Genomic DNA, 16,730 nt, shown 5'->3' with positions numbered 1-16,730 from the left:
CCCCTGAACCCGGGAGAACCCATGAAGCCGTACGTCAGACCGCAGCCCATGTCCGAGGAGCCCCAGGAGGAGGGCTCGGCCGAGTCCTCCAAGCCCCTGAAGCCCTACGTCAAGTCGCAGGCCAAGCAGGTCGCCTACAACACGGTGCTGCGCGTGGTCGCCTGAGCAAGGACTCCCCCCAACCCCTGAGGTGCACATGTGCGGTCTGGCCGGTCTGGCCCGTATCGACGGCGGCCACACGGACGCCACGACGGACGCGCTCCTGGAACGGATGGCGCGGATCATCGCCCATCGAGGCCCCGACGACCGGGAACTGCTGCGGCAGGGACCGGTCGGCCTCGCCTTCACCAGGCTCTCCCTGGTCGATCCGGAGAGCGGCGGCCAGCCCCTCTCGACGGAGGACGGCGACCTCGTCCTGATCGCCAACGGCGAGGTCTACAACCACCGTGAGCTGGCCGCGAGGCTTCCCGCGGGCACCCGGCTCAAGGGGGGCTCCGACTGCGAGGTCCTCCTGCACCTGTACCGCGAGCGGGGCGACGCCTTCCTCGACGAGGTACGCGGCATGTTCGCCATCGTGCTGTGGGACCGTCGCCGGGGACGGCTCGTCCTGGCTCGCGACCGGTTCGGCATCAAACCGCTCTACTACCACCGTGACGGCCGGCGCGTGGTGTTCGCCTCGGAGATCAAGGCGCTGTTCGCCGACCCGGCCACGCCACGCTCCCTGGACTGGGAGCAGGCCCTCACCCACCCCATGCTCAGCGCCGCGCCGTACCCCCACCGGGCGGAGGTCCCCTCCACCTGGTTCACCGGGATCGAGTGCGTCCCCGCGGGCCGGATCGTGCAGATCGACCTGGCCGACGGGACGACCCGCGAGCACACGTACTGGTCCCTGCCGACGGCCGACGCGGACGCCTCGGAGGAGGAGTTCGTCCGCCGCTACGGCGAACTGCTGGCCGAGTCCGTGGCCGAGTGCGCGACCGCCGACGCCGAACTCGGGGTCTTCCTCAGCGGCGGCGTCGACTCGGCGGCCGTCACCGCCCTGGCCACGCCGTACGCGGGACGGCTGCACACCTTCACCGTGCTGTCGGCGAGCACCCTGCGCAACGGCGACGCCGAGCACGCCTCCTGGCTCGCCGGGAAGCTCGGCCTGCCCAACCACCAGGTGTGCTTCGAGGCCGACCGGATCCCCTCCCCGGACGAGTGGAAACGGCTGCTGTGGCTGATGGAGCACCCGCAGTGCGGGCCCGAGCAGTACTACAAGCACGAACTGCACCGCTACGCCAAACAGGCCAGGCCGGAGCTGCGGGGCATGCTCCTGGGGGCCGCCAGCGACGAGTTCAACGGCGGCTACTCGGTGGACTACAGCGGGGGAGGCGGCTGGGACGCCTTCGTCGCGACCCTCGACTCCATGGCGTGCTCCGGCGCCCTGCGGACCCGCCCCGGCCTGGCGCCCTGGTGGACGCGGACCGACGTGCCGCTGCTGTCCAGAGAGCTGCTCGCCGTACGTGAGGACCCCTACCGGGCCTACCTGGCCGCCGAGTACAGCAAGATCCAGCAGTACAACTGCTGGCACGAGGACCGTACGGCCGCGGGCAGCGGCATCGAGGCGCGGGTGCCGTTCCTCGACCACCGCCTGGTCGAACTGGTCCTGTCCATCCCGCCGAGCCACAGGAAACGGCTGCTGTGGGACAAGACGATCCTGCGGGAGAGCATGCGGGGCGTGCTGCCGGACCGGATCGCCGCCCGGGAGAAGGTCCCCTTCTTCTACGGCGAGGGGCAGCGCCACACCCACCGGGTCTTCCTGCGGATGCTGCGCGGGGACGGGGCGGCGCTCGTCGAGGAGGCCCTGGCCGCGCCGGGCGCCTCCGGCGCGCTGGACGGCCCCGCCGTACGGGGACTGCTGGGGTCGCTGACGGAACGGGACGACCTGGCCCAGGTGGAGATCCTGCTCAGGCTGGTGAACCTGGGGCTGCTGTCCCAGATGGTCAGCGATCTTCCCCCGCCCGTCGTGGACATGTCCGCCGGCCCGGTCCCCGTCGCCTTGGGCGGTGAGAACGAGGCGCGGACGGAGGAGATCCTCGGCTGCGCGCCCTCCGTCGAGCCGGGGTCGGTGCCCGCGCAGGAGGACGGCTTCCTCCTGCTCGCGGACACCACGGCCGAGGGGACCTGGTACGTCGCCGTGGACGGCGCCGTCCGGTACGTGCTGGAGAAGGACGACGACTGGCTGGACCTGCTGCGCTCCGTCGACGGCGCCCGCTCGGTCGCCGAGATCGCCGAACTGACCGGGCGGCCGGGGGACCAGGTGGCACGGCAGGTCGCCGAGGCCGTCGAACACGGGATGTTGCACCTGATCGAGGAGGGGACGGGCCATGCGGGTTGACCCGAGCGGACACCTGGCGGAACTGGCCGCGCGCGGGCTGCTGCCCGAGGACCACCAGGCCGTCTACCTGGCCGGATCCCTGGTCCGGGGCTGGGGCAACTCGGGCAGCGACCTCGACGTCTACGTCGTGTCCACCGCCCAGAGAACCGCCCCGAGCACGGCTCTCGCCCCGGTCGCGCTGACCCCCGACCACGTCCCCGTCGAGGTCGTCCACGTGGACGGCGTCAGGTGGGACATCGAGTACTGGACCGACTCCCAGGTCGACCAGATGTTCGCCAAGGTGTCCTGGGAGGAGTTCGACACCAACCACAGCGTGGCCGACCTGCTCACCTCCCACGAGATGGACTTCCTCGAACGACTCGGCAGCGCCGTGTCCGTCACGGGGGAGTCGTGGCTGGCCGGGCGCAGGACACAGCTGGAGTCCTCGGCGATCCGCTCGATCCTGGTCAGCCGCGCGCTCAACCTGTCGGACCTCTTCGTCGAGGACGCCGTCGGCCAGCTCAAGGCGGGAGACGTGGAGAGCGCCGTGCTCTCGGCCAAGCTCGCCTTCGGCTACGCGGTCAACGCCCTGCACGTCTCGTGCGGGGAGTTCGGCCACAGCGCCAAGTGGCGGGCACGCCGGTTCCGCCAGGTCGAGCAGACCATCATGCCCTTCGAGGAGTACTGGACGATCGAGACCATGCGGGGGTACGACCCGGCGAACCCGGCCACGTGGGTCGAGGACGTCGTACTGGCGTGCCGCCGGATCTCCATGGAGGTCGTGATCTGATGGAACAGCTGTCCCCCGAGGCCGTACCGGTGCCCAGGCTCGACGTCCGGGTGCGCAACGTCGGCGGCACGATCACCGTCGCCTGGGGCGAGAGCGTCTTCGAGCTCTCCGAGACGGCGGGCTTCCTGTGGAGGCGCGTGGACGGCCGCAGGTCGCTGCGCGAGCTGGCCCTGCTGCTGGCCGGGGAGTACGCGGTCGACGCCGAGACCGCGCTGCTGGACACGGCGGAGACCATGACGGCGCTTGCCGACGGCGGGCTCGTGCGGTTGAGATGAGAGACACGCCGGAGGACTACGGCAGCCGTTTCGAGCGCTGGGACGAACGGGCGGCCGTCAGGGTCAAGCCGCAGCCCGTCATGGACCCCCCGGCGCCGGACGCGCTGTACTTCCCCCCGGAACTCGTCCCCGTGCTGCGCCATCCGCTGGTCGCCGAGCGGGGGGAGCGGGCGGTCCACGACGCCCTCGCCCAGCACCTCTACCACTACCTGCACTTCACGGTCGAGCTGGAACAGCTCGCGATCATCCCCGTCGCGGCCAGGATCGCCAGGGGGCGCTCCGGGCTGGACCTCCCGGAGCGGATGCGCGCCGACGCCTACAAGATCGTGACGGACGAGGCCTGGCACGCCCAGCTCTCCTACGACCTGATCAGGCAGGTCGAGGCACGCTCAGGGGTCGAGTGGGCCGACGCGGGCACCCCGGCCTTCCTGCGGCGCCTCGACGCCGTCCGCAGGCGCCTCGACCCCCGGGTCCGGGGGCTGGAACGGCTGCTGTTCGCGGTCGTCAGCGAGACGCTCATCTCGACCGTCCTGACCGACATCCCCAGGGACCGGCGGCTGCCGGGGGCCGTACGCGACCTGGTGCGCGACCACGCCGAGGACGAGGGCAGGCACCACGCCTACTTCCGTGACCTGCTCCAGCGGCTCTGGCCCGCGCTGAGCGCCGGGGAGCGCGCCTGCGTCGGCCCTCTGCTGCCCGCGATCGTCGCGGCGTTCGTCGAGCCGGACCGTGAGGCGGCGGCCGTCGTCGCCCGGTCGGCGGGGCTGTCGCGCGAGGAGGCCAGGACCGTCGCGGCCGAGTCGCTCTCGGTGGAATGGACGGCCCGGGACACCGCGTCGAGGGCGCGGACCGTCGTACGGTACTTCGAGGAGGCGGGAGCGCTCGACGACGGCGCGACCATGGAGGCGTTCGTCTCGGCCGGGCTCCTGAACAACGTCCGGGACGGGTGAGAGCGCGCCTCTTTTTCCCCTTCGATCCGATGGGGAATGCCTGGATGGAATACTTGTCCTGGCATCGGATCACAGAGCATCGAGTGGCAGCGGTGTACGGGGTCACGGGTCACGGGGAAGAACGCGATCTGTCTGTGCGCCATGACGAACACATAGGGTGATTAGACATGCTTAGGCCGGTGAAAGCGCGCATCACCAGCAGGGATGTGGCTCAGGCAGCCGGGGTCTCACAGTCGACGGTCTCCCTCGTCCTCACCGGGAAGTGGCCGGGCCGGGTCTCGAAGGAGACCGCGGCCAGGATCAGGCGCATCACCGCGGAGATGGACTACCAGCCGGATCTGACGGCGCGGAGCCTGCGACTTGAGCGAACCGGCACGGTGCTGCTGATCGTTCCCGCGATCACCAACACCTTCTTCGCCAACCTGCACGTGGGGGCGACCCAGGTCGCCAACCAGCACGAGACGACCGTCCTGGTCTATCCCATGGGCACCGACAGGCACGAGCGGCTGCTGCCGATACCGCAGCAGGCCATTGACGGGATGCTGGTCTACGGCGACGTGGGGACGGAGGCCATCCGCCCGCAGGGCGTCGTGCCGATGGTGCCGCTGGACTGCGACCCCCGGCTGTACCCCGACGCGGTCAACGTGGACATCGCCGTGGGCAGCCGCGAGGCCGCGCGCCACCTGCTGGACCTCGGTCACCACAGGATCGGCTACCTGCACGTGGACCGGCGCGGCGCCTGGATGCTGACGACCAGGCTGCGCTCCCTGCGCGCGGTGGTCAGGCACCGCCCGGGGGCGAGCCTCACGGTGGTCGGCACGACCTTCGACCCCGTGGACGCCCAGCGGGCGGCCCTGGAACTACTGCGTTCTGACCCGGCCCCCACGGCGGTGGTCTGCGAGGACGACAACCTGGCCGTCGTGGTGTTCGCCGCCGCGCGGAGCCTCGGTCTCGACGTCCCGAACGACCTGTCGGTGATCGGCTACAACAACCTTCCGATCAGCGACGTCCTCCACCCGGCGCTGACGACGGTGAACATCCCGGTCACCGAGCTGGGGGCGGCCGGTGCCCAGGCGCTGCACGACCGGCTCGCCGCCAGGCAGCCGAGCCCCGCCGTGCTGCGGAGCTCCCTGGTCGTACGGCAGTCCACCGCCCCGCCCCGTCAGGCCTGACGTTCGCGAGCCCCCGTGAGACCGGGATCACGGTAGATGATCCCGAACGAGGTGAGGAGGAAGGCGACCGGCAGGAGCGCCTGGATCGTCCCGGTGAGGAGCACGGTGGTCGCGCTGCCGAGAGACTGCGCCGCCACCCCTCCGGCCAGCGCCCCCAGGGGAATGGCCCCGTGCGAGATCAACCGGTAGCTCGCCGTCACCCGCCCCATCAGCTCGGGACGGACGATCGCCTGCCGGGCGCTGATGGCGTGGACGTTGTACACGGCCAGCGCGAACGTGCTGACGAACATGCAGGCCACCAGTACGGCGACGCGCGGCGCCGTGGCGTCGAGGAGCGTGGCCGAGGCCGCGGCCATCACCCCGATCCCGCTCATGACCTGGGCCGCGAAGATGGTCGGCCCCGCGGGGAACCTGTTGTGGACGTAGGCGGCGAAGGTGGAACCGGCGATGCCGCCCACGGCACCCGCGGCCACGACCACCCCGAGCAGCGCGGGCGTCAGGGCGAGGTGCTGGACCACGTAGATGAGGATCGTCACGTCGAACGCCTGGATGCACATGTTGCCGAGGCCGCTGGCCACCCCGAAGGCGAGAACCCGCCGATCCTTGACGAAGTACCGGAACCCCTCGGTGATCGCCGTCCCCCAGCGGAGCCGCTGCGGCCCCTTCCGCCCGGAGAACCTGAGCTTCAGCGTGGACAGCAGGGAGGCCGACAGCAGGTAGGACACCGCGTCGACCAGGAGGGCGTACGGCGCGCCGAGCAGCTGGACGATCAGCCCCGCGAGCCCGGGACCGGCCACGTCGATGACGGAGTAGCTCGTGCTGACCGCGGCGTTGCCGGGGACGAGCTGCTCCTCACCGACCAGCCGGGGAAGCATGGAGTGGTGCGCCACGTCGCCGAGGGCCTTGAACACGCCCATGGCCAGGCCCAGGCCGTACAGCCAGCCCAGGCTCAGCACGCCGGTCGCCGTGACGATCGGCACGGTGAGCAGGATCAGTCCGCGGGCCAGGTCGCACCCGGCGTTCACCAGCTTGGCCGGCCAGTGGTCGGCGACGACCCCGGCGAAGGGCAGGACGACGACCGCGGGGACGTACTGCAGGCCGGTCAGCAGGCCGAGCTGTACGGGGTCGGCGTGCAGGACCATCAGGGCGGTCAGGGGCAGGGCCATCAGCGTGACCTGGGAGCCGATTCCCGAGACGGTGACCGCGGTCCAGAACCTGAGGAAGTTCGCGTCGCGGAGCGGGCCTTTCCCAGCCGGGCTTTCCGCGGCCGGGCTTCCAACGGCCGGCCCTTTCCCGGCCGAGTTTTCCGCGGCCGAATCTTTCACGGCCGGGCCTTCCGCAGCGGGGTCCTTCGTAGCGGGGCCTTCCGTGGCCGGGTCCTTCATGGCAGGCCGATGACGCCGACGTCGACGAGCGAGGCGTGGTAGGCGGCGATCTCGTCCTCGCCGACCTGGAGCCCGGCCGAGGCGAGCACGCCCCCCATCAGGTGCACGGCCTCCTCCTTGGGGCGGCCGTGGGAGATGCCCCACAACAGGGCGCCCTGCCAGCTGAGCAGCACGGACTCCCCGCGTACCGACTCGATGAGGACACCGCTGCCCTTCATCGGGATCACGCTCACGTCGATACGCCGGGAGTGGTGCCCGGGTACGGCGCCGAGCACCGGCACGTACTCCAGGCCGGTCGCCGCCATCACCAGCAGGTCCTGCGCGAGGAAGCGGTTCCTGCCGACGGCGTCGTCCTCGGCCGTGTACGCGTGGTCGATCACCTCGGTGAGCGAGGCCTTCAGCAACTCGCTCGCCGAACGCCTCCAGCGGGCCCAGACCCACTTGGTGTTCACGTAGAGGTCGTCCCGCATGCACAGGTAGGCCTCGGTGGCGCGGTGCAGGTACTCCTGGGAGAGATACCTCATGGCGGGCGCGTCCCCGTTGAGAATGGCGCCGCAGATGTCCTCGTTGAGGTTGTGCGCGTCGATCGCGTGCCGCGTCATGAGGAGCCGTTTGTAGTCCGGCATGTTGTCGGCCAGGCGTTGCCGCAACGCGGCGAGTTCACCGTCGTCGACGACGACCTCGCCGAGCAGGAAACGGGTGAGAACGTCCAGCCGGTTACGGCTGAACCGCGCGGTCTGGCTGAAGTCGGTGTTCGTCACCCGGAAGACCGTGCTCTCCTGCACGTCCCGGCGCAGTTGTTCGAGATCCAGGTACTCCACGTCCGCGCGCTCGCCCTCGAATTCGAGCTGCGCCGGGGGAAGCGATTCGCAGTCGGCCCTGACGACGAACAGATCGATGTCCGACATCGGGGAACCAAGCCCTGCCGTCGGCGCGCCACCGAGGTAGATCCGGGACACGGGATGTTCCTTCGCGAGCCATTCGGCGGCGCGTCGCCCTCGCGCGAGGACGTCATTCGACATGGGGGTGGTCATAAGCTTTCCGACGCTTTCCGAGGCTCTCGCTGGACGGTTTCCAGAACTGTCACCGGGCAGCTTTTCTGAATCGTCGCCGGACAGGTCGTGGAGACCCGGCGACCGGGCGGCTGGGTGCGCGAGCACTCGGTCAGAGGGCACGCGCACCCAGTCAAGCTGGGGAAACTCAACCGTCTCCCGTTGCGGAGGACTACTCCATCCTGGTGGAGATGGTAATCATCGGAGACTCACCCATGGCCGATCACCCCCTTCCTGACCGTCGCGGCGGTGTTTCTCGCGAAACAAGGCCGTCTTTATCAGGAACCGTCTCACCGGGGCCGTGGGTTTTCCGGCCGCCGTCCTCTTCCACAGGCGACCGCCCACGGGAAGGACGTTCTGAATCCGTTGCCGCAGCGATTTCTCTTCCGGCCCTCCGGCCGATACGGTTCCCTGCCCAACCTTCGTGGCGCCGGAGATCGCCGGGCAACTCTTTCGGTCCCCGCCGAATCGCCGGACTCCCGGGGTTCCCCAGGCTTCGTGGTGCGTGGGTCCGGAAACGGCGGTACGCGACGAGTACGGCCCCGTCCCAGGGCGCCGCTGAGTCCGTTCGCCCCCGAGCGGTACCTGTTCGTCGCGACCGTCACACCGCCCGGGGGCCCCTCCACGGGGCGGAGGACCCGGGGCTCCCCGGCGGATCCGGGCCGTGACGGGCCCCTGGGTGAAGGCCCGATCATCCAGACACACCCCTCCCTTCGCTGGCCTTTTATCGTAGAATGCTCAGTTTTCTGAGGCCCTTCTCCCGGAATTGCCCGGTGCATATGATTCGAGCCGGTTGACGAAGTATCCCGCGCTCGGACCCGGCCGCCTCCGCACGAGGAAAGGGACATCGCAGAGCGGCCGGCCGTACTCCGCCTGCGCCGATGCGGCCGTGCGGCGGGTGCTGCGCGGCGTTTTTCGGAAATCCCGAACAAACGGTGGAAACAAAAGGCGTCGGTTCGGCGGAGCCCTTTCCACGTGAGTCACGCCCTTTCTTTTCGTATGCCTCGGAGGCGGAACGATGAACGAACCGATGACGGTCGGTGCCGCGGTTCCCGCTCTTGTCGCGCGCTGGGCGCGGGCGCGTCCTGACCATCCGGCGATCGTGTCCGCCGGTACCGAGCTGACCTACGGCGAGCTGGTCGAACGGGCGGGCCGGATGGCGAGCGTGCTGCGTTCCCACGGCGTCGAGCGGGGCACGCTGGTCCCCCTGGTCGTCGAACGCTCCGCGGAGCTGGTCGTCGCCGCCCTCGCGGTGCTGTTCGCCGGGGGCGCCTACGTGGGCGTCGACGTGGACGAACCGGACGCCAGGCTCGGTGCGATCGTCGCCGACTCCGGAGCCCCTCTCGTCGTCACCCGCGCGGCCACGGCCGGGCGGCTCGGCGGGGGACCGGCCAAGGTGCTGGCCGTTGAGGAACTGCTCGCCGCCGACGCGCCGGTGAGCCTGCCCCCGGAGGCGAGCCCCCTCCCGCCGGTGAGCCCGTCCCCGGAGAGAGGCCCGTCCCCGGCGGCCGGCCTGTCCCTTGGGGCGGGCCCGCTCCCGGAGGTGACGCCCGGCGACGTCTGCTACGTCACCTACACCTCCGGTTCCTCGGGCACGCCGAAGGGCGTCATGGTGGCGCACGGCGGGCTGTCCAACCTGGTCTCCTGGTACGGCCAGGCGTTCGGCGTGGGCCCCGAGGACCGGATCACCCAGTTCGCCCGCCCCTCGTTCGACGCCTGGGCGCTTGAGGTGTGGCCCTGCCTGGCGTGGGGCGCGACGTTGCGCCTGGTCGAGGGGCGGCTGCCGGACTCCCCGGCCGACTTCGCCGAGTGGCTCGCCCGGGAACGGATCACCGTGTGCTTCCTGACCACGGTGCTGGCCGTCGAGATGTTCGACCAGCCCTGGGACCTGTACGGCCACGCGCCCCGTGTCCTGCTCCTGGGCGGGGAGAGGCTGCGCCGCCACCCGCCGTTCGGCCTGCCGTTCGCCGTGTACAACCTCTACGGGCCGACGGAGACGACGGTGGTCGCCACCTGGGCCGAACTCGACCCCGCCGACGTGGTCGGAGGCCAGGACCCGCCGATCGGCAGGCCGTTGCCCGGCCTGCGGACCCATGTCCTGGACGCCGAGCGGCGCCCGGTGCCGCCGGGCACGGTCGGCGAGCTGTACGTCGCGGGGGCCGGGGTCGCGCTCGGCTACCTGCGAAGACCCGAACTGACCGAGGAACGTTTCCCCGCCGATCCGTTCACCCCGGGCGGGCGCGCGTACGCCACCGGAGACCTGGTCCGCGAGCTGCCCGGCGGCGCGCTCGTCTTCGTCGGCAGGGCCGACGACCAGGTGAAACTGCGCGGCTTCCGGATCGAACTCGGGGAGGTCGAGACGGCGCTGACCCGCCTGCCCGGGGTCCGCGAGGCGGCCGTGGTCCTGCACGAGCGGGGCGACCGGCTGGTGGGTTACGTCGTGTCCGACGGCCTCACGGAGGACCCGGGGGAGGGTCTGGCCGCTCTGCTGCCCGCCCACATGGTGCCGCAGACGATCGTCACGGTCGAACGGCTGCCCCTGACACCGCACGGGAAGCTCGACCGCGACGCCCTGGCCAGGCGCCCCCTCCCGGCCCGCGTCGCAGGTGAGACCGGCTTCCTGACCGAGGCGGAGCGGGTGCTCGCCGAGATCTGGTGCGACGTGCTCGACCTCGACGAGGTCGGGCGGCAGGACAGCTTCTTCGACCTCGGGGGCGACTCGCTCAGCGCGATGCGGCTGGCGTCACGGGCCAGGGAACGCGGCATCAGGCTCGGCGCCGAGGACGTCTTCGAGCACGAGGTGCTGCACGAACTGGCGGCGGCGGTCGACGCGACGGCGGGTGAGGACAGATGAGCCCCCTGACGAGCTTTTCGACGAGCCCCCTGCCTGAACCGCTGCCTGAACCGCTGTCGGAGTCACCGTCTGGGTCACTGCCGAGGCCGCTGCGGGTGAGCCTGCTCGAACTGCCGCTCTACACCAACACGCTGCCCCTGGCCTCGGGCTACCTGCAGGCCTACGCCCTGCGGGACCCCGCCGTCGCGGCCGGCTGCGAGTTCCTCGTGCACGCCCCCACGGCGCGGACGCCGGTCGCCGAACTGGTCACGGCGCTGCTCGCGCAGGACGCCGACGTGTACGCGATGAGCTGCTACCTGTGGAACATGCGCCGGATCAAGGAGGTGCTCGACGAACTCGTACGGCACCGCCCCGACGCCTGCTTCGTCCTGGGCGGCCCGCAGGTGATGAACCACGCCGCCGAGTACGTGCCGCCGGAGCTGGAGAACGTGCTGGTGTGCAACGCCGAGGGGGAACGGCCCTTCCACGCGCTGCTCACCGAACTGCTCACCGCCCGTGAGGCCGCGGCCGTACCGGACTTCACCCGGGTGCCGGGGATGAGCTTCTGGGTACGGGGGGAGCTGCTGACCACCGACAAGCCCGCCCGGATCACGGACCTGGACGAGATCCCCTCGCCGTTCGCCATGGGCCTGTTCGACGGCGGGGAGTACACCTTCGCGGTCGTGGAGACCAACCGGGGCTGCCCCTACAGCTGCTCCTACTGTTACTGGGGCGCCGCGACCAACGACAAGGTCCACCGCTGGGACCTGGAGCGGGTCAAGGCCGACCTCACCTGGATCAGCGAGCACGGCGTCGAGAGCGTCTTCCTCGCCGACGCCAACTGGGGGGCGCTGCCCCGCGACGTCGAGCTGACCCGGCACCTGGTCGAGGGCAAACGGCGCACCGGCTACCCGATGATGATCGCCATCCAGGCGGCGAAGAACCGTCCCGACCGGGTCACCGAGATCACCGAGATCCTCGTGGAGGGCGGCCTGCTGACCAGCCAGCCGGTCTCGCTGCAGACGCTGAGTCCGCAGACGCTTGAGATCGTGCAGCGCGCCAACATCAAGGAGTCCACCTATGTGGAGCTGCAGCTCAAGCTGCACGAGAAGCAGATCAGTTCCTACACCGAGCTGATCTGGCCGCTGCCCGGTGAGACCCTGAAGTCCTTCCAGGCGGGCATCGCCAAGGTGTGCAGAACCGGGGCCGACGCCGTCGTCGCCTACCCGCAACTGCTGCTGCGCAACACCCCCATGTACGGCACGCGGGAGGCGCTGGGCATCGAGACCGTACGGGTCGACGACCCCGTGGCCGAGGCGGACGTGGTCGTGGCCACCAAGTGGGTGACCCGCGAGGACTTCCAGGCCGGGGCCTGGTTCTACTACGCGGTCATCAGCCTCTACAACGCCCGCGCCGCCTTCCACGTCGCCAGGGAACTCGACCGGAGCGGCGTCTGCTCCTACGAGGACTTCCTCGTCCGCGCCGCCGACCACTACCGCCGCCGCACCGACACGGAGATCTGCGCGTTCTTCGCCGAGTCGGTGCGCGGGCTGGGCAACTACGACCTCAACAACATCGGCAAGGTCCTGCACATGGTGCTGCACTCCCACCGGGCGGAGATGGACACCCTGCTTGGGGACTTCCTCGGTGAACAGGGCTGGCTGGCCGATCCCAGGCTGCGCGCCGTCTTCGAACTCGACCTGGTGGCCAGGCCGTACGTGTACCGGGAGGCCGTCTCCGCACCCACGGTGCCGCTCTCGCAGGTGAGGATCGTGGACAGGGACCGCTACCGGCTCGTGGTCGACCTGCCGGAGGCCGCCGTGGGGGCACTCGCCGAAGCGGGTTTCGTCGAGGGCGTCACGGACCCCGGGAGGTACGTCGTCGACCATCGAGGCCGCAGGAAGATGCCCTATCCGCGTCACCGCAGTCTGGAGCACAACGCCGCCTACTGCCAGGCGATGATGAACCGGCTGCGCGACATCCTGCCCTCCTGGCGGGCGGCGGCCGTACGGGATCGGGTTCTCGATGCGTCGTGACCTCTTCACCCGGGAGCACGAGGAGTTCCGCGACCTCGTGCGGACCTTCGTCGCCAGGGAGGTCACCCCGAACCTGGAACGGTGGGAGGAACACGGTGCCGCGGACCGGGCCGTGTGGCTGCGCGCGGGCGAACACGGCCTGCTCGGCCTCGACGTCGACCCGGAGTACGGCGGGGCAGGCGTCGCCGACTACCGCTACCACGCGGTGCTGGGAGAGGAGTTCGCCCGCGCCGGAGCCCACGCCCCGGCGCTCTCCCTGCACAACGAGATCTGCGGCCTCTACCTGCGCACGCACACCACTCCGGAGCAGCGACTGCGCTGGCTGCCCGGCTTCTGCTCGGGTGAGCTGGTCACGGCCGTCGCCATCAGTGAACCGGACGCGGGCAGTGACCTGCGGCGCATCCGGACCAGGGCGGTGCGGGACGGCGACCGTTACGTGCTCAGCGGGCAGAAGACCTTCGTCTCGAACGGGGCCACGGCCGACCTCGTGCTGGTCGTCGCCCGCACCGGGGAACGGCCCTCCGACGCCGGTGTCTTCGTGGTCGAGCCGACCAGGGTCGGGGTGACCAGGGGCAGGACGCTCGACAAGATCGGGATGCGCGCGCTCGACACCGTCGAGCTCTTCCTCTCGGACGTGGAGATCCCGGTGGAGAACCTGCTCGGTCGTGAGGACCGCGCCTTCGCGTACCTGATCAGGACCCTTCGGCAGGAACGGGTGATGCTCGCCGTCTCGGCATTGGCCACCGCCGAACGGCTCTTCGAGGAGACCCTGACCTACTGCGGCAGACGCGAGGTCTTCGGACGGCCGATCGGACGTCACCAGTACAACCGTTTCCTGCTCGCCGAGCTGAGGACCGCGCTCACGGTCGCCCGCGCCTTCACCGACCGCTGCGTGGCCGAACACGACGCCGGACGTCTCACCTCGGAGGAGGCCGCCATGGCCAAGTGGTGGAACACCGAGCTGTGCCAACGTGTGGTCGACCGGTGTGTCCAGCTCCACGGGGGTTACGGCGTGATGCGGGAGTTCCCGGTGGCCCGTGCGTTCGTGGACACCCGGGTCCAGACCATCTACGGCGGAACCACCGAGATCATGAAGGAACTGATCGGCCAGTCCCTCCTGTGACCGGTTCGACGGCTCCAAGCGGATCGGGTGGTTTCCAGCGGGTCCGGCGGCGAACCGGAGCCGGTGCGGACCTGGGGTTTTCCAGCTCCGGCTCCGGGTGGGTGGGTCTTCAGGAGGTCACAGCTTGACGCAGCCGCTTCCGGAGACCCAGGTGCTGGTGAGCAGGTTCGCCCGGTCGCACTCGTAGGTGCCGGCGCTTGAGCCGGACGAGATGGTGATCACGCTTGCTCCTCCATCACCGGAGCCCGTGCACGGATTGCCCCAGACGTGCCAGATGGGGGTGCCTCCGGCGGGGCCCCGCTCGAAGAAGGTCCCGCTGTCGCAGGTGTAGGTTCCGGCGGCGTGCGCGGCCGGAACCATCAGCAGCGGCCCGGCGAGGGCCGCAGCGGCTGCGGTGATGGTGAGACGCTTGATCAGGGACATGGGGGGTGTCCTTTCTGAAAAAGGATGATTGTCCAACTATCCACCCATCCACCCAAGGATCACCCTCACCACACCGTCAGGCTTTTGGACCTTCTCATCTGATCACCGAGAGTGTCGACGGACCCGGAGGTTCAGCGGCGCCGCAGCGACGGGTCGAGCAGGGCGGGCGGGGTGTCGAACTTCTCGTGCGGGGCCAGATCGACACCGGGGGCGACGATCGCGTCGATCGCGTCGAGGACGTCGGCGGAGAGCACCGTGTCCGCGGCGTCGAGCTGCGAGCGCAGGTGGTCCAGCGTGCGGGGGCCGATGAGCGCGCAGGTCACGGCGGGGTGCGCGGTCACGAACCCGAGCGCGAGCTGGATCATGGTCAGTCCCGCCTCGTCGGCGACCTTGGCCAGTCGCTCGACGGCGTCGAGCCTGGCGCGGTTGGCGGGGATCGCGGTGTCGAAACGCTGTGGCATGAACGTCGAGCGGCTGGTGGTGATCTCCCGGCCCTCACGGATCGCTCCCGAAAGCCAGCCGGAGGCCAGCGGGCTCCACGCCAGCACACCGAGTCCGTACTGCTCGGCCACGGGCAGCACGTGGGTCTCGACACCGCGCTGCAGGATCGAGTAACTGGGCTGTTCGGTGACGTAACGCCCCAGATGGTTCTCGCGGGCGGCCCACTGAGCCTGCACGATGCGGTACGCGGGGAAGGTCGAGGAGCCGAAATAACGGATCTTCCCCGCGCGTCGCAGGTCGGTCAGGGCCGACAACGTCTCCTCGTCGTCGGCGCTCGGGTCCCAGCGGTGGATCTGGTAGAGGTCGACGTGATCGACGCCGAGGCGGCGCAGACTGTCGTCCAGCGCGGTGACCAGCCAGCGGCGCGAGCCTCCCCGGTGGTTGCGCTCCTCACCCATCGGCATGGCCGCCTTCGTGGCCAGCACGATGTCGTCGCGGCGCCCGGCGACGGCCTTGCCGACCATCTCCTCCGACTCGCCCGCGCTGTACATGTCGGCGGTGTCGATGACGTTGATCCCGCCGTCGAGGGCGGCGTCGACGATGGCGGTGACCTCCTCCTGGGTGGTGCGGCCGATCTGGCCGAAGTTCATCGCGCCGAGTGCGAGGGAGCTGACCTGCACACCGGTGCGGCCCAAGGTGCGGTACTGCATGGCCGTGTTCCTTCCGTCAAAGGTGGGGGAGCTTGGACACGGGGGCCCGTTCTGCCATCATGAATAAACGGGACGATGTCCCGATTAACGATATGGAACGTTGTCCCGTTTAGCAAGCTCGACGGCGGAGGGAACGGCGCGGTGAAGAACAGCGACGAGAACGCGGGGAGTACGGCCCGCCCCAAGCGGGCGGACGCCCAGCGCAACAAGGAGGCCCTGCTCGACGCGGCCGCCGCGATCTTCGTCACCTCGGGCGTCGAGGCGCCGGTACGTGACATCGCGGCCAAGGCGGGCGTCGGGACGGCCACGATCTACCGCCACTTCCCGACGCGGGCGGACCTCATCATCGCCGTCTACCGCCACCAGGTCGAGGCGTGCGCCGAGGCCGGACCGGCCCTGCTGGCCTCGGGAGCGACGCCGTACGCGGCGCTGGAGCGATGGATCGGCCTCTTCGTCGACTTCCTGGTCACCAAACACGGTCTCGCGGCCGTGCTGCAGCCGGACAACCCCGGCTTCGACACGCTGCACGCCTACTTCATCGACCGTCTCGTGCCCGTATGCGGCCGGCTGCTCGACGCCGCGGCCGACGCCGGTGAGATCCGATCGGGCATCCAGGCCTACGAGCTCATGCGCGGCATCGGGAACCTCTGTATCGGCGCGGGCGGCGATCCTCGCTACGACGCGCGCCGCCTGGTCGAACTCCTCGTGGCGGGCCTGAGGAATGCCGACGGGTCGTGAATCCCCACGGGTGAGGACCGACAGGTTCGCCCAGGGGCCGCCCCGAGGGCTCTGACGGTGGAAGCGGTGAGGAGGGCGAGCCTCATGGTTCCGGCTTCCACCGCGGCCCTTCGTCTCTCGGTCGTGACGAACGGGGGACGTCGTGAGTGGATGTCGGGCGGAGCGTTGACGGTTACGGCCTCGCGCCCTTTCGGGCGCCGGTGGTGAACCCGGCGGTCTGCGGATCGCCGGTCGTGCCGGCGGCGACCGAGGTCAGCATGCTGACCACCGCCGCCATGCCCGCCACCGAGACCACCGCGGGCCAGGCGACGTCGAACAACCCGGCCTGCCTGGCGCTCAGCGCGGCCAGGGCGCTGGAGGCCGCCGCCCTGATCATCCGCTCGACCGTGTCCGCCCAGTACGTCCCGGTCAGGAGCCGTCGTGTCGTCATTGTGATCTCCTCA

The 16,730-nt window shown here is 70.2% G+C and carries 15 protein-coding genes; 10 read left to right on the top strand and 5 right to left on the bottom strand.

Annotated elements, in window-relative coordinates:
• The first annotated feature begins 21 nt into the window (after window positions 1–21).
• The 6 genes from ABT340_RS13835 to ABT340_RS13810 all read left to right on the top strand — a co-directional run bounded on the left by ABT340_RS13835 (window position 22) and on the right by ABT340_RS13810 (window position 5,546).
• Window positions 22–165, top strand: a complete 144-nt coding sequence (locus ABT340_RS13835) for a hypothetical protein (protein WP_352011061.1) — start codon at window positions 22–24, stop codon at window positions 163–165.
• Window positions 166–196: 31 nt separating this feature from the next.
• Window positions 197–2,380, top strand: coding sequence for an asparagine synthase (glutamine-hydrolyzing) (asnB, locus tag ABT340_RS13830; RefSeq protein WP_352011060.1), 2,184 nt, complete (start codon window positions 197–199; stop codon window positions 2,378–2,380).
• Complete coding sequence (locus tag ABT340_RS13825; RefSeq protein WP_352011059.1) at window positions 2,370–3,149, top strand: hypothetical protein; 780 nt, start codon at window positions 2,370–2,372, stop codon at window positions 3,147–3,149. The genes asnB and ABT340_RS13825 overlap by 11 nt, the downstream gene beginning before the upstream one ends.
• Window positions 3,149–3,424 carry a PqqD family protein gene (locus ABT340_RS13820; protein WP_352011058.1) on the top strand — a complete coding sequence of 92 codons (276 nt, stop codon included), beginning with the start codon at window positions 3,149–3,151 and terminating at the stop codon, window positions 3,422–3,424. The genes ABT340_RS13825 and ABT340_RS13820 overlap by 1 nt, the downstream gene beginning before the upstream one ends.
• Window positions 3,421–4,374, top strand: coding sequence for a diiron oxygenase (locus ABT340_RS13815; RefSeq protein ID WP_352011057.1), 954 nt, complete (start codon window positions 3,421–3,423; stop codon window positions 4,372–4,374). The genes ABT340_RS13820 and ABT340_RS13815 overlap by 4 nt, the downstream gene beginning before the upstream one ends.
• A 179-nt stretch (window positions 4,375–4,553) precedes the next feature.
• Window positions 4,554–5,546: a LacI family DNA-binding transcriptional regulator gene (locus ABT340_RS13810; protein WP_352011056.1), complete on the top strand. Its 993-nt coding sequence runs from the start codon at window positions 4,554–4,556 to the stop codon at window positions 5,544–5,546.
• Here ABT340_RS13810 and ABT340_RS13805 read toward each other — a convergent pair.
• Together ABT340_RS13805 and ABT340_RS13800 are read right to left on the bottom strand one after the other, a co-directional pair.
• Window positions 5,537–6,931 (bottom strand): MFS transporter, encoded by a 1,395-nt coding sequence (locus ABT340_RS13805; RefSeq protein WP_352011055.1) that lies wholly within the window; start codon window positions 6,929–6,931, stop codon window positions 5,537–5,539. The genes ABT340_RS13810 and ABT340_RS13805 overlap by 10 nt on opposite strands.
• A complete protein-coding gene (locus tag ABT340_RS13800; protein ID WP_352011054.1) occupies window positions 6,928–7,890 on the bottom strand; it encodes a hypothetical protein in 963 nt (320 codons plus the stop codon). The genes ABT340_RS13805 and ABT340_RS13800 overlap by 4 nt, the downstream gene beginning before the upstream one ends.
• Window positions 7,891–9,001: 1,111 nt before the next feature.
• Between ABT340_RS13800 and ABT340_RS13795 the strand changes: the two genes are divergently transcribed.
• From ABT340_RS13795 to ABT340_RS13785, 3 genes are all read left to right on the top strand, one after another.
• Window positions 9,002–10,837 (top strand): non-ribosomal peptide synthetase, encoded by a 1,836-nt coding sequence (locus tag ABT340_RS13795; protein ID WP_352011053.1) that lies wholly within the window; start codon window positions 9,002–9,004, stop codon window positions 10,835–10,837.
• Window positions 10,838–10,932: 95 nt separating this feature from the next.
• Complete coding sequence (locus ABT340_RS13790; protein ID WP_352011052.1) at window positions 10,933–12,852, top strand: B12-binding domain-containing radical SAM protein; 1,920 nt, start codon at window positions 10,933–10,935, stop codon at window positions 12,850–12,852.
• A complete protein-coding gene (locus ABT340_RS13785) occupies window positions 12,842–13,975 on the top strand; it encodes an acyl-CoA dehydrogenase family protein (RefSeq protein WP_352011051.1) in 1,134 nt (377 codons plus the stop codon). Before ABT340_RS13790 ends, ABT340_RS13785 begins: the two co-directional genes overlap by 11 nt.
• A 117-nt stretch (window positions 13,976–14,092) precedes the next feature.
• Here the strand turns inward: ABT340_RS13785 and ABT340_RS13780 are convergent, their stop codons facing one another.
• Both ABT340_RS13780 and ABT340_RS13775 read right to left on the bottom strand, forming a co-directional pair.
• Entirely contained in the window at window positions 14,093–14,398 is a 306-nt protein-coding gene (locus ABT340_RS13780) for a hypothetical protein (protein ID WP_352011050.1), read from the bottom strand.
• A 131-nt stretch (window positions 14,399–14,529) separates the two neighbouring features.
• Complete coding sequence (locus ABT340_RS13775; protein ID WP_352011049.1) at window positions 14,530–15,549, bottom strand: aldo/keto reductase; 1,020 nt, start codon at window positions 15,547–15,549, stop codon at window positions 14,530–14,532.
• A 141-nt stretch (window positions 15,550–15,690) separates the two neighbouring features.
• On the opposite strand from ABT340_RS13775, the gene ABT340_RS13770 reads away from it, so the two are divergent.
• Window positions 15,691–16,287 carry a TetR/AcrR family transcriptional regulator gene (locus ABT340_RS13770; protein WP_352011048.1) on the top strand — a complete coding sequence of 199 codons (597 nt, stop codon included), beginning with the start codon at window positions 15,691–15,693 and terminating at the stop codon, window positions 16,285–16,287.
• A 172-nt stretch (window positions 16,288–16,459) separates the two neighbouring features.
• On the opposite strand, the gene ABT340_RS13765 is transcribed toward ABT340_RS13770, so the two are convergent.
• On the bottom strand, window positions 16,460–16,717 hold the full coding sequence (locus ABT340_RS13765) for a holin (protein ID WP_352011047.1): 258 nt from the start codon (window positions 16,715–16,717) through the stop codon (window positions 16,460–16,462).
• Window positions 16,718–16,730 lie beyond the last annotated feature (13 nt).

Origin of the sequence: Streptosporangium sp. NPDC000239 (assembly GCF_040300765.1) — a bacterium.
Taxonomy (GTDB): domain Bacteria; phylum Actinomycetota; class Actinomycetes; order Streptosporangiales; family Streptosporangiaceae; genus Streptosporangium.
The sequence above is the reverse complement of the archived record's forward strand: the minus strand, read 5'-3'. Positions and strand labels throughout refer to the sequence as shown.